Source organism: Bradyrhizobium sp. STM 3562 (assembly GCF_045571435.1).
Classification (GTDB): domain Bacteria; phylum Pseudomonadota; class Alphaproteobacteria; order Rhizobiales; family Xanthobacteraceae; genus Bradyrhizobium.
In genome coordinates, this window is the sequence record NZ_CP120694.1 from 1,702,243 (window position 1) to 1,725,004 (window position 22,762).

General features: G+C 63.3%; 21 protein-coding genes. 17 read left to right on the plus strand and 4 right to left on the minus strand.

Annotated features, from left to right (window positions below; all coding sequences use genetic code 11):
- The first annotated feature begins 198 nt into the window (after positions 1-198).
- Positions 199-411, plus strand: a complete 213-nt coding sequence (locus P6U23_RS07805; protein WP_407181370.1) for a GDCCVxC domain-containing (seleno)protein — start codon at positions 199-201, stop codon at positions 409-411.
- Between the two features lie 293 nt (positions 412-704).
- On the opposite strand, the gene P6U23_RS07810 is transcribed toward P6U23_RS07805, so the two are convergent.
- Positions 705-980: a hypothetical protein gene (locus P6U23_RS07810; RefSeq protein ID WP_407178978.1), complete on the minus strand. Its 276-nt coding sequence runs from the start codon at positions 978-980 to the stop codon at positions 705-707.
- 290 nt (positions 981-1,270) lie between these two features.
- On the opposite strand from P6U23_RS07810, the gene P6U23_RS07815 reads away from it, so the two are divergent.
- Genes P6U23_RS07815 through P6U23_RS07825 form a run of 3 tightly spaced genes read left to right on the plus strand, consistent with a single transcriptional unit; the run spans position 1,271 to position 4,369 of the window.
- Entirely contained in the window at positions 1,271-2,440 is a 1,170-nt protein-coding gene (locus P6U23_RS07815) for an NEW3 domain-containing protein (protein ID WP_407178979.1), read from the plus strand.
- On the plus strand, positions 2,437-3,417 hold the full coding sequence (locus P6U23_RS07820; RefSeq protein ID WP_407178980.1) for an ABC transporter ATP-binding protein: 981 nt from the start codon (positions 2,437-2,439) through the stop codon (positions 3,415-3,417). The genes P6U23_RS07815 and P6U23_RS07820 overlap by 4 nt, the downstream gene beginning before the upstream one ends.
- Positions 3,407-4,369, plus strand: a complete 963-nt coding sequence (locus P6U23_RS07825; RefSeq protein ID WP_407178981.1) for an ABC transporter permease — start codon at positions 3,407-3,409, stop codon at positions 4,367-4,369. Before P6U23_RS07820 ends, P6U23_RS07825 begins: the two co-directional genes overlap by 11 nt.
- A 333-nt stretch (positions 4,370-4,702) precedes the next feature.
- On the opposite strand, the gene P6U23_RS07830 is transcribed toward P6U23_RS07825, so the two are convergent.
- Complete coding sequence (locus tag P6U23_RS07830) at positions 4,703-6,262, minus strand: ABC transporter permease/substrate-binding protein (RefSeq protein ID WP_407178982.1); 1,560 nt, start codon at positions 6,260-6,262, stop codon at positions 4,703-4,705.
- Positions 6,259-7,056, minus strand: coding sequence for an ATP-binding cassette domain-containing protein (locus P6U23_RS07835; protein ID WP_407181371.1), 798 nt, complete (start codon positions 7,054-7,056; stop codon positions 6,259-6,261). The genes P6U23_RS07830 and P6U23_RS07835 overlap by 4 nt, the downstream gene beginning before the upstream one ends.
- A 151-nt stretch (positions 7,057-7,207) precedes the next feature.
- Between P6U23_RS07835 and P6U23_RS07840 the strand changes: the two genes are divergently transcribed.
- The 6 genes from P6U23_RS07840 (at position 7,208) to P6U23_RS07865 (ending at position 13,071) form a co-directional block, all read left to right on the plus strand.
- Positions 7,208-8,017, plus strand: coding sequence for an ABC transporter ATP-binding protein (locus tag P6U23_RS07840; RefSeq protein ID WP_407181372.1), 810 nt, complete (start codon positions 7,208-7,210; stop codon positions 8,015-8,017).
- Positions 8,017-8,805 carry an ABC transporter permease gene (locus P6U23_RS07845; RefSeq protein WP_407178983.1) on the plus strand — a complete coding sequence of 263 codons (789 nt, stop codon included), beginning with the start codon at positions 8,017-8,019 and terminating at the stop codon, positions 8,803-8,805. Before P6U23_RS07840 ends, P6U23_RS07845 begins: the two co-directional genes overlap by 1 nt.
- A gap of 158 nt (positions 8,806-8,963) precedes the next feature.
- Positions 8,964-9,992, plus strand: a complete 1,029-nt coding sequence (locus tag P6U23_RS07850; RefSeq protein ID WP_407178984.1) for an ABC transporter substrate-binding protein — start codon at positions 8,964-8,966, stop codon at positions 9,990-9,992.
- A gap of 4 nt (positions 9,993-9,996) precedes the next feature.
- Complete coding sequence (locus tag P6U23_RS07855; RefSeq protein ID WP_407178985.1) at positions 9,997-10,698, plus strand: NUDIX hydrolase; 702 nt, start codon at positions 9,997-9,999, stop codon at positions 10,696-10,698.
- A 156-nt stretch (positions 10,699-10,854) separates the two neighbouring features.
- A complete protein-coding gene (locus P6U23_RS07860) occupies positions 10,855-11,820 on the plus strand; it encodes a polyphosphate kinase 2 family protein (protein WP_407178986.1) in 966 nt (321 codons plus the stop codon).
- 105 nt (positions 11,821-11,925) lie between these two features.
- Positions 11,926-13,071, plus strand: coding sequence for an IS4 family transposase (locus P6U23_RS07865; protein ID WP_407176029.1), 1,146 nt, complete (start codon positions 11,926-11,928; stop codon positions 13,069-13,071).
- A 106-nt stretch (positions 13,072-13,177) separates the two neighbouring features.
- Here the strand turns inward: P6U23_RS07865 and P6U23_RS07870 are convergent, their stop codons facing one another.
- Complete coding sequence (locus tag P6U23_RS07870; protein WP_407178987.1) at positions 13,178-14,440, minus strand: multidrug effflux MFS transporter; 1,263 nt, start codon at positions 14,438-14,440, stop codon at positions 13,178-13,180.
- 421 nt (positions 14,441-14,861) lie between these two features.
- On the opposite strand from P6U23_RS07870, the gene P6U23_RS07875 reads away from it, so the two are divergent.
- The 7 genes from P6U23_RS07875 to P6U23_RS07905 all read left to right on the plus strand — a co-directional run bounded on the left by P6U23_RS07875 (position 14,862) and on the right by P6U23_RS07905 (position 22,714).
- Positions 14,862-15,419, plus strand: a complete 558-nt coding sequence (locus tag P6U23_RS07875) for a CAP domain-containing protein (RefSeq protein ID WP_407178988.1) — start codon at positions 14,862-14,864, stop codon at positions 15,417-15,419.
- A gap of 270 nt (positions 15,420-15,689) precedes the next feature.
- A complete protein-coding gene (locus P6U23_RS07880; RefSeq protein ID WP_407178989.1) occupies positions 15,690-16,079 on the plus strand; it encodes a DUF930 domain-containing protein in 390 nt (129 codons plus the stop codon).
- Between the two features lie 394 nt (positions 16,080-16,473).
- Positions 16,474-17,547 carry a class I SAM-dependent methyltransferase gene (locus P6U23_RS07885; RefSeq protein WP_407178990.1) on the plus strand — a complete coding sequence of 358 codons (1,074 nt, stop codon included), beginning with the start codon at positions 16,474-16,476 and terminating at the stop codon, positions 17,545-17,547.
- 317 nt (positions 17,548-17,864) lie between these two features.
- The gene (locus P6U23_RS07890; RefSeq protein WP_407178991.1) at positions 17,865-18,461 is read left to right on the plus strand and encodes an HdeD family acid-resistance protein; all 597 of its coding nucleotides are present in this window, start codon (positions 17,865-17,867) and stop codon (positions 18,459-18,461) included.
- 690 nt (positions 18,462-19,151) lie between these two features.
- Positions 19,152-19,406 (plus strand): ATP-dependent Clp protease adaptor ClpS, encoded by a 255-nt coding sequence (locus tag P6U23_RS07895; RefSeq protein WP_407178992.1) that lies wholly within the window; start codon positions 19,152-19,154, stop codon positions 19,404-19,406.
- A gap of 472 nt (positions 19,407-19,878) precedes the next feature.
- Positions 19,879-21,444 (plus strand): 2-isopropylmalate synthase, encoded by a 1,566-nt coding sequence (locus P6U23_RS07900; RefSeq protein WP_407178993.1) that lies wholly within the window; start codon positions 19,879-19,881, stop codon positions 21,442-21,444.
- A 262-nt stretch (positions 21,445-21,706) separates the two neighbouring features.
- Complete coding sequence (locus P6U23_RS07905) at positions 21,707-22,714, plus strand: TRAP transporter substrate-binding protein (protein WP_407178994.1); 1,008 nt, start codon at positions 21,707-21,709, stop codon at positions 22,712-22,714.
- Positions 22,715-22,762: the final 48 nt, after the last annotated feature.

A 22,762-nucleotide genomic window follows, 5' to 3' on the forward strand; every position in this document is an offset into this window, starting at 1 on the left:
CTGTGATCGCCGGCATCGACTGAACCCTTGCTCCTGTCATCGCCACAGGATGCGTCTTCGTGGCGATGGCAATCAAGCGCGAAGAGCCTCCACGGCACAGCCGCCGTCGCCTGCGACGACGGCAAAGCCGGCGTGGAAAGTGTCACCGATGCGACGGCCGACGCCGGCTATCCGTCCGCGACAAGGAGCCAAACGGTCATGATCCTTCAATCGGTCATCACCTGTCCCAAATGCGGCACGGCTAAGATGGAAACGATGCCGATCGACGCTTGCCAGTATTTCTATGAATGTACTGGCTGCGGCGCCAAGTTGCGGCCTATGGACGGCGATTGCTGCGTGTTCTGCTCTTTCGGATCTGTGCCCTGTCCGCCGAAGCAAACCGAGCGCGCCGGCAGTTGCTGCACGAAATGAGCTGCATGCTTCGCGCCACGGTCGAACCCTCTCGTCGCTGGTTCGCAAACACGTCAGGCAGTTTGCCGGCAGGTCGATAGCTGCGCCCTGCATTGGCGAGAGATCGACCTTGCCTTTGTGGCCCAGCGTCGAAAGCCAGCAATCCAGTGTTGTGCCTCTGACATCTGATTCACTCGGTGTCATTCCGGGGCTCGCGAAGCGAGACCCCGGAATCTCGCGCCGCAACCTCTGGATTCCGGGTTCAGCCCTGCAGGCTGCCCGGAATGACGGAATGGATTGTCAGAGTCACAACGCTAGTACAGCATCCACCACCGCCATCGGTAGTCCGGTTCACGCGTCCGCAGCACCGGCCCGTAGTGGCGAACCCGATGAAAAAAATATGACCAGTTCGCCGCCGGGAAGATGCAGGTTCGCGGCGATTGCACGCTTCTGCCGGTCGGGTCGAAATATGCGGTGTAGCCGTCGCTGCACCAGTTTCCATACCCTTGAGCTTTCGCCGAACCGGGCATGCCGAGCACGCCTATGCTCAGCGCCGCAACTGAGGCCGCAACGATCGTTCGTCTTCTCATTTCGTCCTCCAGAAGGAATTGAATAAGCAAGCGTTCGCCGGGTGGTCCTTTGGTCTTCGCTCACGCAAACCGCGGGACGTGCTGCGTTTTCCACGATGCGCAAAACGGAAACTAAAGTCTAAAAACTAAAGTCTGATCCGAAAAGGCCTGACATTACTGACTTGTAATTGGGGCGCCAAAATTTTTCAAAACTTTGGCAAGATTCTGCGGCCCCCGCGCGCCGCCGCCGCGGTCCGTGACCGGCGGCGCGCCACACATGCCTGACAGGTTCACTTTCCAGGAGTGTTGTCATGCGAGCGTTCGCTCTCGCCCCCATTGCCCTCGCCATCTCGCTGATCGCGCCGGCGGCCCAGGCCGCCGACTCCCACGATGCGAATATCAAAGGCCTTTACCTGATGACCGATTATCCGGCGGTCACGGTCAGGCCGGGCACGACGTCCAACATCCCGCTACGGTTACAGAATTATGGCCTCAGCCCCGAGCGTTATCAGCTCTCGGTGTCAGGCGTGCCGAGCGGCTGGACTGCGACCATCCTCGGCGGCGGCCAGCCGGTAGCCGCCGCGATGCCGGCACCCGACAAGGACGTGCCGCTGCAGTTGCGGCTCGATGTACCCGCGAACGCCAAGCTCGATGAGCAGACGCTGACGGTGAAAGCGGAAGGGCAGGGCAACCAGGCAAACCTGCCGATCCAGGTCGCGCTCGCCAAGGAATTGCCGGCCAAGCTCACCGTGAAGGCACAACTGCCGTCGCTGCGCGGCAGCCCCAAGTCGAACTTCGAATACACGCTGACGATCAAGAACGATTCCGGCCGTAACCTCAACGTCAGCTTCGCGGCGCAGGCGCCGGAAAATTTCGATACCTCTTTCACCGAAGCCTACGGCACGCAGGAGCTGTCTTCCATCCCGGTCGACGCCGGACAGTCCAAGGACATCAAGCTGAAGGTGCGGCCGCCGAGCACGATCGATGCCGGTCACTTTCCGGTTGCCGTGACCGTGAAGGCGGAGGACGCCTCCGCCAAGGTCGATCTCGCGCTCGACGTCGTCGGCGAGCCGCGGCTCCAGGTGGCAGGGCGCGAGGGCTTGTTGAGCGCGCGCGCCGTGGCCGCGCAGCAGACCTCGATTCCCATCGTCGTGACCAACAGCGGCAGCGCACCGGCGGAGAACGTCAAGCTGTCGGCGAGCTCGCCCTCGGGCTGGAAGGTCACCTTCAATCCCGAAACGATCGATCGCCTGGTGCCGGGCAAGGATGCCGAGGTGCAGGCGCTGGTGACGCCGAGCGACAAGTCGCTCGCCGGCGACTACATGGTCAGCGTGAACGCCAACTCGCGCGGTGAAAGCGCCTCCAGCCAGTTCCGCATCACCGTCAGCACCTCGACGGTGTGGGGCATGGTCGGCGCGGGCGTGATCGGCGTTGCGCTGCTTCTGATGCTGGGTGCCGTTGCGAGGTTCGGACGGCGATGAGCGATCCTCGGAACGAAGCGCCTCCGCCCGATGCTGTCATCGTCGCGGATGGCCTGACCAAGCGCTACGGCCAAGCCAGCGCCGTCGATCAGATCAGCTTCAACATCAAGAAGGGCGAGGTGTTCGGCCTGCTTGGCCCCAACGGCGCCGGCAAGACCACGACCATTCTCATGATGCTTGGCCTGACGGAAATCTCCGGCGGCAAGATCAGCGTGCTGGGTTACGACCCCGCGCGGCAGCCCCTGCAGGTGAAGCGGCGCGTTGGCTATCTGCCTGATTCCGTCGGCTTCTACGATCATCTCACGGCGATGGAGAATCTCGCCTACACCGCCAAGCTGATGGGACTGTCCTTGAGGGAGCGGACGGAGCGCATTGCCGACGCGCTCAAGCGCGTGCGGCTCGACGACGTCGCGCACAAGCGGGTCTCGACCTTCTCGCGCGGCATGCGCCAGCGGCTTGGCCTCGCCGAGATCATTGTCAAGAGAGCCGAGATCGCCATTCTGGACGAGCCGACCTCCGGTCTCGATCCGCAGGCGACCTTGGAGTTTCTGGACCTGATCCGCCAGCTCAAGGCCGAGGGCACCACGGTGCTCCTGTCGTCGCATCTGCTCGACCAGGTGCAGCGCATCTGCGACCGCGTCGCGCTGTTCCAGTCTGGCCATATCGTGCTGATGGGCTCGGTGGCCGAACTGTCGGTGCAGGTGCTTGGCGCAGGCTTCGTGGTCGAGGTCGAGGCCGAGGGCACCGGTATCGCCAGGCGGCTTGCGACAATCCCGGGCGTCTCCAATGTCGAGACGCTGGCGGAGGACCGCTTCCGCATGACGGCCGAACGCGACGTCCGCGCCGATGCGGCGCGTGCGGTGGTAGCGGTCGACGGCGCGCTGAAGCGGCTGTCGGTCGACGAGCCCAGCCTGGAGGCGATCTACGCCCGCTACTTCCAGGGCAAGCAATCGGGAGACATGCGTCATGCGGCGTGAGGGTTCACCCTTCCAGGGCCTTGGCACCGTGTTCGCCAAGGAGCTCACCGACAACATCTCCAGCGTGCGCATGCTGGTGCTGGAACTCTTGATCGTGCTCACGGCGCTCGCCGCGCTCTATGGCGCGATCGACAATCTGCGCACCAACACGGCCGAGGATCCGTTCCTCCTGCTGAGGCTGTTCACGCTGTCGAACTCGCCGTTGCCATCCTTCGTCGCCATCCTGGGATTTTTGATTCCGCTGATGGCGATCGGGCTCGGCTTCGATTCCGTCAACAGCGAGTTCAACCGGCGCACGCTGTCGCGGATCCTGGCGCAGCCGATCTACCGCGACGCGCTGTTGATGGGGAAATTCCTCGCCGGCCTTGCGACGCTCGCGGTCAGCCTGACCGCGCTGTGGCTGATGGTGATCGGGCTTGGACTGCTCTTCCTCGGCGTGCCGCCCGGCACCGAGGAGATCGGCCGCTCGCTGGTGTTCCTGGTGATCGCGATCTTCTATGCCGGCGTGTGGCTCGCGCTCGCCATGCTGCTGTCGATCGTGTTTCGCTCGCCGGCAACCGCCGCGCTGGTCGCGCTCGGCATCTGGCTGTTCCTGACCGTGCTGTGGCCCATGTTGGCGCCGGCCTTTGCGCAAGTGATTGCGCCGCCCGATCCGCGCTATGCCGCGCTCGGGTTGGAGACGCCGGAGACAGGCCTGTGGTCGCAATTCCTGCTGCGCATCTCTCCGAATGATCTGTTCGGCGAGGCGATGCTGGCGATCCTCTCGCCCACCACGCGCACCTTGGGCGCGGTGTTCCTGGACCAGCTTCGCGGCGCGGTCATGGGCGCGCCGCTGCCGCTGTCCGAAAGCATCATGATCGCCTGGCCGCAAACCGTCGGCCTCATCGCCGCGACGATCGTGCTGTTCGTCGTGGGCTATATCCTGTTCCAGCGGCAGGAGGTGAGGGCCTGACGATGTAGGTGGGCAAAGGCGGTGCTCGCGCCGTGCCCACCGCGCCCATCGGCAAAGCATGGTGGGGCCGCCTCGCTTAGCGCATCCGCCGATCAAGTTGCAGAGCCGGACGAGTGCGTTCAATCAGGCGCGTCATTGCGAGGAGCGAAAGCGACGACCCGCCGTCGCTCGCTGCGCGAGCTATGGCGAGGCGTGAAGTCCCGCCGAAGCGCCTTTGCGCGTAGGTGGAAGCAATCCAGGCTGTCTCCGCGGACAAAGTCTGGATTGCTTCGCCTCGCTCGCAATGACGGCGGAGCGCGCGCCCCCTCCGATTCGCTCAGCTCGGCGACTGCTCTAATGCGTTCCGATCCGCTGCGCGAGCCAGCGCGCAACGGATGCGGGGGAGGAGTCCGCGTCGTTGCCGCTGGCGCGCAGGTTGGCTTCACGCATCATGGTGATGTCGATCTTGCCGAGCAGCGGCTGCAAGGCCGCTTGCAACGCGCTGTCATGCGCGCGGCTGGGTGCGAGCAGCAGGATCGCATCATAGGGCGGGATTGCGTGTTTGGGGTCGTCCAGCACGACGAGATCATATTTGGCGATCAGTCCGTCGCTGGTGTAGCCCGCGATCACATCGACATCGCCGCTCGCGACCGCCGCATACATGAAATTCGGCTGCATTTGCCGCTGCGAGCGGAAATCGAGGCCATAGGTCTCGCGCAAGCTCGCCCATTCCGGGCGCGAGAAGAACTCGTAATCGCCCGCGATCGAAAAACCTCCTGCGTGCGCCGCGAGATCGGCGATGGAATGAATGCCAAGCGCTTCGGCACGTTTTCTCGGCATCACCAGCGCATAGGCATTTTCAAAACCGAGCGTGCCGAACAACGTGATGTTGCGTTTCGCCAGCAACCCGCTCAACTCGGAAAGCAACTGTTCGCGCGGCAGGATCTGCGTGCGGTGAAACTGGTTCGCCCACAACGTGCCGGAATAATCGACGTAGACGTCGACGTCGTCGGCGGCCAGCGCCTCGAAGATCACGCTCGAGCCGAGCCCCTCGCGCGTGCTCGCTGTCAATCCGGCGCCCTGCAAGCGCTGTGCGATGAGCTGGGACAGCACATATTGCTCGGCAAAGGTCTTGGCGCCGACGATGTAGCTCGAGGACGATCGCGCCAGCATCGGCGTCAGCGTGAGGGCGACCAGGGCGGCAATGCCCGCGCCTCCGAGCGCGCTGCGCGGCCACTTGCGCGAGGCAAAGCCGTTTTCGATCAGCGCCAGCAATTGATCGACCGCGAGCGCCAGCACCGCGGAGGCAACGCAGCCGAACAGCACGAACACCCAGTTCTGGGTCTGCAGCCCGGCAAAGATGTAGTTGCCGAGCGAAGTTTGCCCGATCGGCGTCGACAGCGTCGCGGTCCCGATCACCCACACCGCCGAGGTGCGGATCCCCGCCATGATCACGGGCAGTGCAAGCGGCAGTTCCACCATGAACAGCGATTGCCGCGCCGTCATGCCGACGCCCTGCGCGGCTTCAAGCAGGGCAGGGTCCAACCCGTTCAATCCGGTGATGGTGTTGCGCAGCACCGGCAGCATCGAATAGAGCGCGAGCGCCAGCATCGCCGGCAGGAAGCCGAATGCCGAAAAGTCGAAGCCGAACCAGCCGAAGGTCAATGACGCCAACGCAAGCAGCAGCGGATAGAACAGCGCAAGCAGCGCCAGCCCCGGCACCGTCTGCACGATGCTTGCGACCGCCAGCATCAGCCCTCGCAGCACCGGGCGGTGACGGGCGAGGATCGCGAGCGGCAGGCTGACCACGAGCCCGAGCGCGAGCGCGGCGATGCTGACGCGCAAATGGCTGCCGAGATAGTCGGGCAAATGGCCCGCGGCTTCGCTCCAGCGCGGATCGGAAAAAAGGCTCATGCGACGCCCGCCCCGGGCAGCAGCGTGTTGATGCGCTCGGCCTGTCGCCGCGGCGTGCGCAGGAGCTGAAGGACATAGGCGTCGCGGCTTTCGGAGAGCTCGGCAGGCGTGCCCAGCGCCAGCAGCCTACCGCCGCGCATCACCGCGATGCGATCGGCGAGCAGGAGCGCCTCGGTCATGTCATGGGTAATCATCACCGTGGTCAGCCCAAGCTGGCGGTGCAGGGCGCGATAATCCTCGCCGAGCGCGTCGCGGGTGAGCGGATCGAGCGCCCCGAACGGCTCGTCCATCAGCACGATGCGCGGCCGCGCGGCCAGCGCGCGTGCAACGCCCACGCGCTGGCGCTGGCCGCCGGAGAGCTCGTGCGGCATCCGGGCGCCATGACCGTCGCCGTCCAACTGCACCAGCGCAAGCAGCTCGGCGACGCGCGCGGCGATCTGGTCCGCCGGCCAGCCGAGCAGCCTTGGGGTGATCGCGATATTTTCGGCAACGCTCATATGCGGAAACAAGCCGCCGCTCTGAAACACATAGCCGATGCGTCGGCGCAGTTGCACCGGATCGGCGTTGCGCACGTCCTCGCCCTCGACCGTGACGGTGCCGCTGTCAGCATCGGTCAGGCGGTTGGCGAGCCGCAGCAGCGTGGTTTTGCCCGAGCCCGAGCCGCCGACGACAGCCAGAAACTCGCACGCGGCGACGTCGAGCGAGACGTCCTCAACCGCGACGACGCGCGCAGCCGTGCCGTTGGCAAAGCTCTTGCCGGCATGGGCGAAGGAGATCGGCGGTGCGGTCGGCATCGTCATCGGAGCCCAAGGTCCATCGCAGCTTTCAACCTCTCGGGAGGGGCGGCCGAAGGCTTGGTAGCACGTTGCGCCCCTTCATTGAACTTGCCGGCGCAAGACGCTAAGGCATCTTTCGGATCCGGGAGGAAACGTGGTGAACGAGAAGATGCCGACGGCGGTCGCGCTCGAGGACGCGACGGTGGCTTTTCGCCTTGGCGAGGCGCGTGTCTACACGGCGGTCGAAAAGGCCAATCTTGCGGTCGGCGCGGGCGAGTTCGTGGCGATTGTTGGGCCGACGGGATGCGGAAAATCGACGCTGCTCAACGTCGCCGCCGGCCTGCTAAAGCCGGCGAGCGGCAGCGTGCGCATTTTCGACCGCCCGCTTCCTGGGCTGAACCGCGAGGCGGGATATCTCTTCCAGGCCGATGCCCTGTTTCCCTGGAAGACGGCGCTCGACAATGTGGCCATCGGCCTTGAGATCGCAGGCCTCCCGCGTGGCGAGGCGCTTGCGCGCGCCAACGACTGGCTGGCGTCGGTGGGGCTGGCGCATTTCGGCAATCGCTATCCGCACATGCTGTCCGGCGGCCAGCGCAAGCGCGTCGGCTTGGCGCAGGTGCTGATCCGCGATCCCAAAATCCTCCTGATGGACGAGCCGTTCGGCCCGCTCGATGCGCAGACGCGACAGGTCATGGGCAATCTCCTGCTCGATCTCTGGAACAGGGATCGCAAGGCGGTGCTGTTCGTCACCCATGATCTGGAGGAGGCGATCGCGCTCGCCGATCGCGTGGTGATCATGTCCGCCGGTCCCAGCGCGCGGATCATTGGCGACTGGCAGGTGACGCTGCCGCGCCCGCGCGACATTTTCGAGACCCGGCTGAACAAGGATTTTCATGCGCTGCACCGGGAGATCTGGAGCGTGCTCAAGGGTGAGGTGATGAAAGGCTACGTTCAATCGGCAGAGGCGGAGGCCGGCTGATGTCGAGAATCACACTGCTTGCGCTGCAGCTTCTCGTCGCCGTCGTCGTGATCGTGCTGTGGCAGCTCTTTGCGACAGTGCCGGTGTTCGGGCGAATCTGGCTGCCGCCGTTCTTCTTTTCCAATCCGGTCGATGTCTTCGGCCAGATCGTCAAATGGTTTGCTTCGGGTGTGATCTGGAAGCACCTTGCGATCACGCTGTGGGAATCGATTCTCGCGTTTGTGATCGGATCTGCGGCTGGCGTGGCGGTCGGCTTCTGGTTCGCGCGGCAGCCGCTGATCGCGGCGGTGTTCGACCCCTACGTAAAGATGGTCAACGCGCTGCCGCGCGTGGTGCTGGCGCCGATCTTCACGCTCTGGCTGGGTCTCGGCATCTGGTCGAAGGTCGCGCTCGGGGTGACGCTGGTGTTCTTCATCGTCTTCTTCAACGTCTATCAGGGCGTGAAGGAAGTCAGCCACACGGTGCTCGCCAACGGCCGCATGCTCGGCATGAGCGAGCAGCAATTGATGCGTCACGTCTATTGGCCCTCGGCCTTGTCCTGGATGTTTTCGTCGCTGCACACTTCGGTCGGTTTTGCCGTGGTGGGGGCAGTGGTCGGCGAATATCTCGGCTCCGCCGCCGGGCTCGGCTATCTGATCCAGCAGGCGGAGGGCGTGTTCGACGTCGCCGGCGTGTTCGCGGGCATGTTCGTGCTGTCGATCTTCGTCGTCCTGATCGACATGGGCGTGACGCTGGTCGAGCGCAGGCTGTTGGTGTGGCGGCCGGCGCCGGCGGATGGAAGAGGATAGGTTGTCTCCCCGTCATTGCGAGGAGCGAAGCGACGAAGCAATCTAGACTGCATCCGCGGAGAAAGTCTGGATTGCTTCGCTTCGCTCGCAATGACGGAAGCGGCCTTCTCAATCCTCTTGGGCTGCTCTATCTTGCAGCCAGGCGAATGGAGGAAACAATGAAGAAGCTATTTGGCCGGTTTGCAGCGATGTTGTTCGCGCTGGCTCTCGCCTCGCCGCTCGCAGCCGCGGAAAGCAAGATCACCATCGCGGTCGGCGGCGGGGCCTGCCTGTGCTATCTGCCGACGGTGCTGGCGAAACAGCTCGGCGAGTTCGACAAGGCCGGCGTCAACGTCGATCTGGTCGATCTCAAGGGTGGCTCGGACGCATTGAAAGCCGTGCTCGGCGGCAGCGCCGACGTGGTATCAGGCTATTTCGACCATTGCGTCAATCTCGCCGCTAGGAAACAGGAGCTGCAGGCCTTCGTCGTCTATGACCGCTATCCCGGCTTGGTTCTGGTGGTCTCTCCCGCGCACACCAAGGAGATCAATTCGATCAAGGATCTCGCCGGCAAGAAAGTCGGCGTATCCGCGCCGGGCTCCTCGACCGATTTCTTCCTCAAATATGTCCTGAAGAAGAATGGCCTCGATCCCACCAGCGCCGCCGTGATCGGAGTCGGCCTGGGTGCAACCGCCGTGGCCGCGATGGAGCAGGGGCAGATCGATGCCGCCGTGATGCTGGACCCTTCCGTCACCGTGCTGCAGGGCGCGCATGCGGACTTGAAGATTCTCGCCGACACCCGCACGCAGAAGGACACGCTCGCCATGTTCGGCGGCGAATATCCCGGCGGCGCGCTCTATTCGACCGCGGCGTGGGTCGCATCGCATGAGAAGGAGGCGCAGGCGCTCACCAACGCGATCCTCTCCACGCTCGCCTGGATTCATTCCCATTCCGCGGAAGACATCATGGCCAAGATGCCGGAGGAGATGGTCGGCAAGGACAAGGCGCTCTATCTCGCGGCGCTGAAGAACACCATCCCGATGTATTCGGAGACGGGCAGGATGGACCCCAAGGGCGCCGATGCGGTGCTCGCGGTGTTCAGCGAAGGTTCGCCGGAAGTGGCGAGCGCTCATGTCGACGTCGCCAAGACCTTCACCAACAAGTTCGTCGATCAGGCCAGGAAGACGACCGGGATGGGCGCGAAATAGCGGCATGACGGTTCCGCTGATCCATCGCGTCACGGCGATCGACCTCAAGGTCGAGCCCTGGACTTGGCCGTTTTCGATCGTGCGCCGCGGCGAGATCGATGCGCATTTCGCCGCAACCAAGCGCGACAAGCCAAGGCTCTGGAACGGCCGGGTGCTGCTCGGACGCCGGCCCGCCTTCGACGGCGGGCGGTTTTCGGCCAATTATTTCGAGATCGACTTCGCGAGCCTGCTCGCCTGGCGGGATTGGGGCTTTCCGGACCGCGAGGCCTTCAACGGCTTCGGCATGGGCGCGCTGCGCTGCTCGGACGGCGCCTTCGTGCTCGGCGAGATGGGCGGGCATACGGCCAATGCCGGCCGCATCTATTTTCCTGCGGGCACGCCTGACCTCGAGGACGTCAAGGGCGACGCGCTTGATCTCGCCGGCAATGTGGCGCGCGAGATCGAGGAAGAGACCGGCCTCCGGCCATCCGACTATCGCGCCGCGCCGTATTGGGACTGCGTGGTGATCGGCGCCACCATCGCCCTGATGAGGACGTTGCAGCTCGATTTGCCGGGCGAGGCGGTCCGCGCGCGGATCGAGGCCAACCTCGCGCGGCAAACCCACCCCGAGCTCACCGCCGTGCACCTGGTGCGCAGCCGGAGCGATCTCAACGGCAACATGCCGCGGTTCGTCACCGCGTTTCTCGAACGGCAGTTTGGTGGTTAGTTGTTATTGTCGTTCTGGCGAAAGCCAGGACCCATGCCGGGGACTCTATCCGTGGCCTCATGCGGCAGACGACCTTTTGTAACAAACGAAAGCCTGTGGTTATGGGTCCGGCTTTCGCCGGGACGACAAAAAGCAAGTGGATGCGGATTCGGTCATATGAACAAAAAGCCTTCGCGATCTCTTTCCGAGCTCGACCGCTTCATCACGCCGTTCCGCGTCGACGGTTCGGCACGGTTTCACCTCAAGTCGTTCAAGACCAATGAGAAGGGCGGGCTCGATAAGCAGGAAGCGGAAAAGATCGTGGCGGCCAACCAGGTGCGCTTGCGTGACTTCCAGGAAAAACTTTACGCCCAGGACCGTTGGTCGGTGCTGGTCGTGCTGCAGGGAATGGACGCGGCCGGCAAGGACTCGACGATCAAGCACATCTTCGAAGATGTCAATCCGCAGGGCTGCGAGGTCACGTCATTCAAACAGCCGACCTCCCACGAGCTCAAGCATGGTTATCTCTGGCGCAGCATGATCGCGACGCCGAAGCGCGGCAGCATCGGCATCTTCAACCGATCCTATTACGAGGACTGCCTGATAACGCGGGTGCATCCGGAACTCCTCGAGAACGAAAGACTCCCGTCAAAGCTGATCACCAAGAACATCTGGCGCGAGCGCTTCGAGGACATCGTCGCCTTCGAGCGTTATCTCGCGCGCAACGGCACCGTGATCCTGAAATTCTTCCTCAACATCTCAAGAGAGGAGCAGCGTCAGCGCTTTCTCGATCGGCTGGACCAGCCGGCCAAAATATGGAAGTTCTCCATGGACGACGTTACCGAGCGCGCGTGGTGGAACCGGTATCAGGCCGTTTATCAGGATATCGTTCGTGACACCTCGACGCCGCTGGCGCCCTGGTACGTCGTGCCGTCCGATCACAAATGGTTCGCGCGCGTCGTGATCGGCTCCGTGATCGTCAGGACGCTCGAGGGGCTCGACCTGAAATTCCCGCGCGCGGACAAGACGTCGATCGAGGAGTTCAAGCGCGTGCGCAAGGCGCTGGAGGACGAGAGCACGCGCGGGCTGAAGCGTGAGACGCAGAAGGCGGCCAAAAAGTTAGGTCGTCATGCCCGGGCTTGACCCACGGCTGTCCGGTTTAGAATTTGTGGACAAGGCGCATGGCGTTGATTCTAGTCTGTTCTGGACGTCTGCAAGCGTTCCGGGACACGACAGGAGATCAGCGCCATGCCGCATCACAATACAGTATTCCGCGAGGTTCTGAAGCTCGTGCCGTGGCATCGGTTTGAAGCGCTTGTGGAAGGACATGATGCGGATGCGCGCGTGCGGCGGCTGCCGACCAAGGTGCAGTTCCTGGCATTGCTGTACGGCCAACTTTCGGGGGCGGCGGGGCTGCGCGAGATTGTGACGGCTCTTTCGAGCCATGAGGCGCGGCTCTACCACCTTGGCGCAGCGCCGGTCCGGCGATCAACTTTGTCCGACGCCAACGCCAACCGGCCTTTCACGGTGTTTACCGGGCTGCTGGAGTTGATGATGAAGCAGGCCCACCGTGGCTTGCGCCGCAATATGGCCGAGGCGGTCTATCTGATCGATGCCACCAGCGTGCGGCTGAACAGATATAGTGCCGACTGGGCGCAGTTTTCGGCCGGCGTCTGCGGCGCCAAGGTGCATGTGATCTACGACGCCGACGCCGATCAGCCGATCTATGCGGCGGTCACCGCGGCCAATGTCAACGATATCACGGCAGCCCATCAGATGCCGGTCGAGCCGGGTGCGACCTATGTCTTCGATCTCGGCTATTACGACTATCTTTGGTGGGCCGCGCTTGATGCCGCCGGATGCCGGATCGTCACCCGCTTCAAATCCAATACGCCGCTGGACGTCATCGAGGAGCTTGCGGTCGTTCCCACCAGCAACATCCTCTCCGACCGTATCGGCTTCTTGCCCGCGCGCCAGGCCAAGAGCCGCCGCAATCCGATGCAGGATGCCGTGCGCGAGGTGCGGGTCAGGACCGACACCGGCAAGGTCCTGCGCATCCTGTCGAACGATCTCGATGCCCCCGCCGAGGAAATCGCCGAGCTCTATCGCCGGCGCTGGGCCATCGAGCTGTTCTTCCGCTGGGTCAAGCAAACCTTGAAGATCACCCGCTTCGTCGGCACCTCCGAGAATGCGGTGCGCATCCAGATCGCCGTCGCTCTGATCGCCTTCCTGCTGCTACGTCTGGCTCAAGCTGCCCAAAAAGCCGTCCGAAGCCCGCTCGTCTTCGCCAGGTTGGTCCGCGCCAACCTCTTGCACCGCAGATCAATCCACAATCTGCTCGATCCGCCACCGCTCCTTCAAGATCAGCAACAGATGAGCCTTGCTCTATGCTAACTCTCAACCGGACAGCCGTGGGCTTGACCCGGGCATCCACGCCTTTCCTTTTGGAGCCCAAGACGTGCATGGCCGGGGACAAGCCCGGGCATGACGGCGTGAGCGCCTACACGGCGTGATGATGCGGCTTGAAGAGCCTGCCCTTTTCCGTGATGGCGACGACCGCAAGCGTCGCCAGCGTGCAGAGCAGAAAGCCGGTGGCAAACGGCAGCAACGTGCCGTCATAGTCCTGGCCAATGACGACGCCGATGCTGATGCCCAGCAAGGTTGTGATCGATCCGTAGAGCGAGGAGGCGGTGCCCGCGATATGGCCTTGCGGCTCCATCGCCAGCGCGGTGAAATTCGCGATCATCAGCCCGAACGCGAACATCAGGAGCGCCGACAGGATCATGAACAGCGGCAGGGGCAGGGCGCCGAGCTTCGCCGCCACGAACATGATGACCGCGACGCAGAGAAAGCCGATCAGCGCGCTGTGCGACATCACGCGCATGCCGATGCGCCCCACCAGGCGCGCATTGAGAAAGCCGGCAACGGCCACGCCGCTTGCTGCGGCGGCAAAGGCGAGCGGAAAATAGTGGCCGAGCTTGTAGACGCCGGTGAACACCTGCTGCGCGGAGAAGACGTAGGCGAACAGGGCGCCCTGGATGCCGCCGGCCGCCAGCGCGTAGCCCAGCGTCTGCCGGTTGGTTACGGTCTGCCGGTAGGCATCGATCACCTCGGAAATCGAAAATACCTTGCGCTCGGTGACCGGCAGCGTCTCGGGCAATCGGAGCCAGCTCCAGCACAGCGCCACCAGGCCGTAGGCCATCAGCACCACGAAGATGCCGCGCCAATGCGTCGTCAGCATCACCGCCTGCCCGAAGGAGGGCGCGATCACGGGCACGGCGATGAACACCATCATCGCCAGCGACACCACGCTCGCCATGCGGCGGCCGGCATAGCAGTCGCGGACGACGGACGTGGCGATCACACGGGTTGCCGATGTGCCGAGCCCCTCCAGCGCCCGCGCCAGCAGCAAGGTCTCGAACGAGGGCGCCGCGACCGCCAGCACGCTGGCGATGGCGTAGACGACCATGCCGCCCAGCAGTACCGGCCGGCGGCCAAAACTGTCGGAGAGGGGGCCGATGATGAATTGGCCGAGCCCGAAGCCGATCAGAAACGCCGACAGCACCATCTGCAGGCGGTTCGCAACCGCGATACCGAAGGTCGAACCGATGTTCGGCAGGGCCGGCAGCATCATGTCCATGGCCAGCGGGTTCAGCGCCATGATCGCAGCGATCACGACGACGAACTCGGTGAAACCCATGGGATGGTGTTTAGATACCTCAGAGGAGATCTGAATTGAGGCGTCAGCATTGACATCGGCCACGCGGCAAGTTCCGTATTCCAGCGTTACGTTTGAAACATTCTTACCGTCCGTGCTGCAGTGCACAACCCTCGTTTCGGGATGGCAGATCGGCAGCCCCGGTCTCGGGTGCCGTCGTTTTGACTGCGGTGCCCTCGTTTCGCCCCGAACATGGCGAAGAGCAAAGAACGTCGGTCTGATCGAGGGCAACCAGCCTATCCGTCACCGCTGAGGTGCTCGCCACCGGGTCCGCGCAAAGCGCGGCCCGATGACCGGCTCCGCGAGCCTCGAAGGCGACGGCCCGGCTCTCGCAGCGGGGCCGTTCATCCTTCGAGACGGCCGCGTTGCGGCCTCCTCTGGATGACGGTTCGATACCGGCGCCGAATTGGGTTTGACGAGCACGCGTCAGCGCTAGCTGGCGGAAAAGATGGGGATGGGGGTATCAATGGCAGCGCAATTTGCGCGAGCGCTGATCGCAGCGTCAGTGTTGACCTTATCAGCGCATTCGGCCTCCGCCGCCGAGCCATCACCCGCCGAGCAGATCTCGAACTTTCGCCTCAAGCATGGCGAGGTGAGCGTCACCACGGACGCCACCCTCAACCGCATCGCGCTCGAGCAGGCGAAAGCGATGGCGGCCAAGGACCAACTCAGCCACGAGGTGCTCGGCTCGTTCTCCTCGCGCATCGCGCCGTCGCGTGCGGGACGCGCCGCCGAGAACATCGCCTATGGCTATCCGACCTTCGACAAAACGCTGGAGCAGTGGATCAACTCCAGCGAGCATCGCAAGAACCTTCTGCTGCACAACGCCTCCCGTGTCGGCATCGCCAGCGCCAAGGATGCCAGCGGCAAGCGCACCTATTGGGCAATGGAGATCGCCGGCGACTACGAGCCGAAGCAGCCCAAGCTGCCCAAGGGCAAGATCAAGAAGGAAAGGCCCGTGGTGGCGCACGCCACGGCGCCGGCCGCCGAGTGCCACGTCAAGCTGCTGGGTCTGTGCATCTGAGAGATCCAATTTTTGCGAGAGCGCCATGCGGATGAGCCAAAGGTTCGCAAAAACCTGTTGCGCGGAGCCTGCATGCCAAGCTCAACGCCTCCTCGCCCGCCGGACATCTAACGAACAGAACGGTCGAATCGAAAGAAAGTAATTGTCAGGCGGTGACACGACAGCCAAAAGATGGCGGTCGCTCGTGCGTCGTGAAGCGCGCGACGATGCCGCGTTGCGTGGTCGCCGAGACCGCGTGCGGCAGGCGCATCCAAATTTTCGGATCGAACTGTGAAGCTTTCCTACAAGGTGATCGGACTGACGGCGCTCGCTCTGCCCTCGCTGGTGCACGCCGCAAAATCGAACGACGAACAAATGCTCTCATTGGCGCCCGAGACGCGGATAGAGCAGCGTTGCAATGCGCGCGCGATGGGGGCGCTTGGCCGCGAGCACCCGAATTTCAAACCCGATGAGTTGGTCGCCTACGCCTTCGCGGATCCGGTCATCCGCGGCCACAGCATCGCTGCTGCGGGTGCGGCGGTGCGCAGTCGCGGCGCCTGGTATCACTTTGCCTATCGCTGCGAAACCAGCGACGATGGATTGAAGATCAAGACATTCGAGTACACGCTCGGTACCTTTGTGCCGCGGCAGGAATGGGACAAGCACTACCTGGTTCCTTGAGCGCGTGCCGGCGGGATAGGCCGGCTTACGCTGCGGCACTTTGTCGTGATCACGTGAACCGCGCCTGACGTGGCCAGACACATCGGTAGGCGGCAATGCCGTCAGTATCGGTAGAGCCCTGCCGGTGAACGGCAATTCAAGCCACAGGCCGAACAACGGCCGCGCCGATCGACACGTGGGAGGACGCCGTGCGTGGGATTGCCCACCGTGGCTGTCTTCGTCCTCTGCAGGGTCGTTCGTGACAATCGAACTGTTTTGCCAAACGGGCGAGACAATGCGGTAGCGGCCCTGCGCAACCTGGCGCACCTGCCGGCGTCAATGATGGTCCCGTGCCGTGCCGACGACGTGTCCGCAACGGAGCACCGCTCGCATCCATATGCATCAGGAGGGAACCATGCCTGAGATTGCCCAAACCGTCGATCCGGAAAAGCTCAATGTCTTTGTCGGCCGCATGCTCGGCGACCTGGCGGCAGTGACCAACTCCGTCCTGGTCCATGTCGGGGACCAACTCGGCTTGTACAAGGAGCTTGCAACGTCTGGACCGATCACGTCGGCCGCGCTCGCGAAGCAGACCGGCACCTCCGAGCGGCTGATCCGCGAATGGCTCTCCGCGCAGGCGGCCCAGGGCTATGTCAGCTATGACAAGGAGAGCGGCGCATTCTCACTGTCGCCCGAACAGGCGATGGTCTTCGCCGACGAAGACAGCCCGGTGTTTCTGGCTGGCTTCTTTGATGTCGCACGCGGCCTGTTCGACGATACGCCGAAAATCGTCAACGCCTTCCGAGCCGACGGCAAGCTGGCCTGGCATGAGCACAATGGCTGCCTGTTCTGCGGGACGCAGCGCGTGTTCCGGCCCGCCTATAATCATCATTTGATCAACGAATGGCTGCCCGCGCTGGACGGCGTCGTCGCCCAGCTCGAGCGCGGTGCCCGCGTCGCGGATGTCGGCTGCGGCCATGGCGCCTCGACCATTCTGATGGCGAAGGCGTTTCCGAATGCAAGGTTCTTCGGCTATGACTATCACCCGGCCTCGATCGAGGCGGCGCGGCAGGCTGCGGCGAGGGAAGGCGTGGCAGACCGCATCAGTTTCGAGGTCGGCACCGCCAAGACATACCCCGCCAAGGAGTTCGACCTCGTTTGCTTCTTCGATTGCCTGCACGACATGGGCGATCCCGTCGGCGCGGCGCGCCACGTCAGCGAGACTCTGAAGCCCGATGGAACGTGGATGGTCGTCGAACCCTTCGCGCACGACAGGCTTGAAGAGAACTTTAATCCCGTCGGCGCCGTCTTCTATGCGGCATCGACCGTGGTCTGCACCCCGGCTTCTCTCGCCCAGGAAGTCGGCCTTGCGCTCGGCGCGCAAGCCGGCGAGGCACGCCTGAACAAGGTCATCACGGAAGGCGGCTTTACGCACGTTCGCCGCGCCGCCGAAACGCCGTTCAACATGGTGCTGGAAGCGCGCCTGTAAGCTGCTTCGACAGCCCGGTGCGCGCAGCGCAGCGGGCTTGAAGCGCTCCGCCGCCATTCTCGGGCGCCCGTGCACCGGAATGGCGGCCGATTTTGCCTCGCGTGTTCGAACCAACATTCCAGTCAAAGGCGTTTTCGCCTCGTTCGATCAAAATCAGCAGCAAGGTTGCCCTGTTCCGGGTCGCGGACACATTCGCCGCCGGGAGAAAATGGGAGGTCGCTCCAGAATAAGTGTTGTCGGCAGTATCACTGCTTCGCTATCTTAGCGTGTCTCGGGGCTGGCTGGTGTCGGATAGGTTTTTCTTAGGGAGGACCGTCGTGACCAATGCTTCAGACACTCTGCAAAATGCTCAAGGTTCGGATACGGCGCCGCTGCGCGCGGGGTCGGCTTGGATCATTGCGTTGGGCATCGTTTACGTCGTTGCCGGGTTCTTTGCGCTCGGCAGCATGATGCTGGCAACGGTGGCGAGCGTCTTCGTCGTCGGCGTGATGATGATCATCGCCGGCATTGCCGAAGTCTTCAACGCCTTCCAGATCAAGACCTGGGGCAAGTTCCTGCTATGGGCGCTGCTAGGGGTGCTCTACATCATTGCCGGCTTCATCACCTTCGAAAATCCGATCTTCGCCGCGGTTGTGCTGACGCTGCTGCTCGGGGCTTCGCTGGTCGCCTCCGGCGTGGTGCGGCTTTATCTCGCGTTCAACATGAAGCGGGAGGCACCGTGGGTCCTGGTGGCGATCTCCGGCGTCATCACCCTGCTGCTCGGACTGTTGATCCTGGCCCGCTGGCCCGTCAACAGCGTCTACATCCTCGGCCTGTTCCTCGGCATCGATCTGATCGTGGCGGGCATAAGCTGGATCGGGCTCGGCTTCGGCCTGCGCGGCCACGCTCCCTCACGAATGCGTCCGGCAACGTGAGGCGCGTCCGCGGGACTGTGTCGGTCAGGATATTCCGGCCGACGCGCTGCTGAGAGAGCCACCGCCTGGTCATGGGCCCCGGCCTTCGCCGGGACGGCGATTTGATTCGCCCGTCGCGTTAATGTGCCGCATCCCGTCGGCTTGCCGCGTCGGGCGAATCGGTCTCACCTTTTGCGCGTTCCGCACCGGCAAGGGGCGTACGCGTCGTCACGAACGTGGAGCGGAATGCGGTGGACGCGAAGGTGCCGACAGACGAGCGGCGCTCTTTGCGGACGGCGAAGCCGTGTGGTCCTGGCGCCCCAAGGCTGGCGCTAAGTTGGCGACGATGCTTCTCGCATCGCGCTGATGACGGTGACAACAAAGTCTGGCTCACCGAGGAGAGCGCGGAGTAAGCCGTAAACCACTGCGCGGGGAAGGCCGGAGTGTTTCCGCCTGTACCTGTGGTCAACGCGCGCTTCGCGCAATGTTTTTGCGCGGAGGCCCCGGGTGCAGCGGCCACCCGGCCTTCCCTGCGCCCTTGTATTTCTGGAGGGACAAGGAGATGTAAGACTCGGGTGCAGGGCGCCGCGAGAATGCGAAGGCATGTTTGATGACAGCGGCGCTTGCGAGCGTTGCCGCTTGGAATCGAGACGCCGCCTCCCTATCTGGCGGCTGAGAGCGCCGCCCATTGAAAGCGTGGGGAGGGGAAGAATGCTCAGGGTGCTTGTCGCCAACGATGACGTTACTCCGATGGAATTCGTCGTAACGATCTTGGAAGAAGTCTTCGAAAAATCGCATGACGACGCCGTGAAAATCATGCTGGAAGCTCATCGAGATGGGCAAGCCACTTGCGGCGTATATGCGGAAGCGCGGGCCCGCGACTTGGCGGGCCAAGCAACAATCCTTGCTCAAAGGGCTGCATTTCCATTGCGCTTCTCACTCGCCGATGCCGGGCCGTCCGATTGATTGGCATCACAAAGAGGGCGCTGCCTTAACTGGCGGCGGTGCATAATGGCCGCCCGGGCCGCGGTTTCGTTGACTGTGGCGGCCTGTCGGGAGGCCTGGTCCATCCCAATCGGGTCAGTGACACTGACCCTTCTTTGGCGTTGCGGCTCGGCCCTTTTCTCGTTTAGAAAAGCAGCACGGAGCGGGCGCGGCAACCAAGCGTCAACGGTTTTGACCGACGATTCCTCCCGCTCCAAGGGTCTGGCAATGCTGATTCGCAGCGAAATCGATGGAATTGCAGGGGAAACGGTGCTGGCCGTTCGTCCCGGAGCAATTGCCGCTGCGTCCCTGCCCACCCTCCTTATTGGCGGGCTGCTTCTTATCTGCCCCTGAGGGCCGGCTGGGCGGCATGCGCCTGGGCACTCAGGGGTTTTGGAGATCAAAGACCCTTCAGCGCTCAGGACAGGGCGCACCACCCAAAAGGAATTTCGACATGACTAAGGTGAACAAGTCCGAAAAGGACCGCGTCATTATTTTCGATACCACGCTGCGCGATGGCGAGCAGTGCCCCGGCGCCACGATGACCTTCGAGGAGAAGCTCGAAGTGGCCGAAATGCTGGACGACATGGGCGTCGACGTCATCGAGGCCGGCTTTCCCATCACCTCCGAAGGCGACTTCCAGGCCGTGAGCGAGATCGCCCGCCGCTCCAAGAACGCCGTCATCGCCGGCCTGTCGCGCGCGCACCCCAAGGACATCGACCGTTGCGCGGAAGCTGTGAAGTTCGCGAGGCGCGGCCGCGTGCACACGGTGATCGCGACCTCGCCGCTGCACATGAAGGTCAAGCTCAACATGACCCCGGAGCAGCTGATCGAGACATCGATCGCCAATGTCAGCCGCGCGCGCAACCAGATCGACGATGTCGAGTGGTCGGCCGAGGACGGCACCCGCAGCGAGATGGATTTCCTCTGCCGCATCGTCGAGGCCGTGATCAAGGCCGGCGCCACCACGGTCAATATTCCTGATACCGTCGGCTATACGGTGCCGGAGGAATATACCCACTTCATGCGCACCCTGATCGAGCGCGTGCCCAATTCGGACAAGGCGATTTTCTCCGTCCATTGCCACAACGACCTCGGCATGGCGGTGGCCAATTCGCTGGCCGGCATCATGGGCGGCGCGCGGCAGATCGAGTGCACCGTGAACGGCATCGGCGAGCGGGCCGGCAACGCCGCGCTCGAGGAAATCGTGATGGCGATCAACGTCCGTAACGACAAGTTCCCGTTCTGGAACAAGATCGACACCACCAAGCTGACCGGCGCTTCGAAACTGGTCTCGGCCGCAACCTCGTTCCCGGTGCAATACAACAAGGCGATCGTCGGCCGGAACGCGTTCGCACATGAGAGCGGCATCCATCAGGACGGCGTGCTGAAGGATGCTTCCACCTACGAGATCATGCGGCCCGAGATGGTGGGTTTGAAGCAGTCCTCGCTGGTGCTGGGCAAGCATTCCGGCCGCCACGCCTTCGTTCATAAGCTGGAGGAGATGGGCTACAAGTTAGGCGCCAACCAGATCGAGGATGCCTTTGTGCGGATGAAGGCGCTCGCCGACCGCAAGAAGGACATCTACGACGAGGACATCGAGGCGCTGCTCGACGAAGAGATTGCGGCCGCCCATGACCGCATCAAGCTGACCTCGCTGACGGTGATCGCCGGCACCCACGGGCCGCAGCGCGCCACGATGAAGCTCGACGTCGATGGCCAGACCCGCATCGAGGAGGCCGAGGGCAACGGGCCGGTCGATGCGGTGTTCAACTGCATCAAGGCCCTTGTGCCGCACGAGGCCAAGCTCGAACTGTATCAGGTGCATGCGGTGACGGAGGGCACCGACGCGCAAGCCGAGGTCTCGGTACGGCTGTCCCATGACGGCAGATCGATGACGGCCCGCGCCGCCGATCCGGACACGCTGGTCGCTTCGGCGAAAGCCTATCTGGGCGCGCTCAACAAGATCGTGATGAAGCGCCAGCGCGATTTGCCGACCGCTGCGGCCGCGGCAAGCTGATTTGTGGTGCCGTCATTCCGGGGCGATGCGCCAGCATCGAGCCCGGAATCTCGAGATTCCGGGTCTGGTCTTCGAGCAGCCCCGGCATGACAATCGGGAAAAACGCGACGCCCGGCGTCGCGTTTTGCGTTGCAGCAAAGGTTTCCACGCATCCTTCTAACGGGCAATGGTATTCCAGACTGCTTCTCTGTATTGGTGCCGCTGACTTGAAAGCAGGGGGCGGGCGCAATGGCGCGCGTCCCGCAAGGTTGCGGGAGGAAATATGCGTAAGTTGGTTTTGGCGGCCGTATCGATTGCGGCGCTCGTCTCGGTCGGCCCGGCGGTTGCCGCGGATTCGCCGATCGTGATCAAGTTCAGCCACGTGGTGGCGTCCGACACGCCGAAGGGCAAGGCGGCGGACAAGTTCAAGGAACTCGCCGAGAAGTACACCAATGGCAAGGTGAAGGTCGAAGTCTACCCGAACTCGACGCTCTACAAGGACAAGGAAGAACTCGAGGCGTTGCAGTTAGGGGCCGTGCAAATGCTGGCGCCGTCCAACTCCAAGTTCGGTCCGATCGGCACCAAGGAGTTCGAGGTTTTCGACCTGCCTTACATCCTGCCGGATCTGCAGAGCCTGCGCAAAGTTACCGACGGCCCGCTCGGCGCCAAGCTGCTGAAGCTTCTGGACAGCAAGGGCATGACCGGTCTCGCCTATTGGGACAACGGCTTCAAGCAGATGAGCGCCAACAAGAAGCTGGTCGCGCCGTCCGACTACAAGGGCCTGAAATTCCGCATCCAGTCGTCGAAGGTGCTGGAAGCGCAGTTCCGGGCGCTCGGCGCGATCCCGCAGGTGATGGCGTTCTCCGACGTCTATCAGGCGCTGCAGACCGGCGTTGTCGACGGGCAGGAGAACACCTGGTCCAACATCTACACCCAGAAGATGCATGAGGTGCAGAAATACGCCACGGTCACCAACCACGGCTATATCGGTTACGTCGTGGTCGTGAACAAGAAGTTCTGGGACGGCTTGCCGGGCGACATTCGCGACGAGCTGTCGAAGGCGATGAAGGAAGCGACCGATTACGGCAACAGCCAGTCGGCCAAGGAAAACGACGACGCGCTGGAAGCGATCAAGAAATCCGGCAAGACCGAGATCGTCACGCTGACGCCTGAGCAGAACGAGGCGATGCGCAAGGCGATGCTGCCGGTCTACAAGGAGGTCGCATCCCGCGTCGGCCAGCCCCTGATCGACGAGTTTTTGAAGGAGACCGGCCGCAGTCCGATGAACTGAGGGGCCCGCAATTCGCGGCCTGGCGCGGCCGCCACAGATACTGATCGG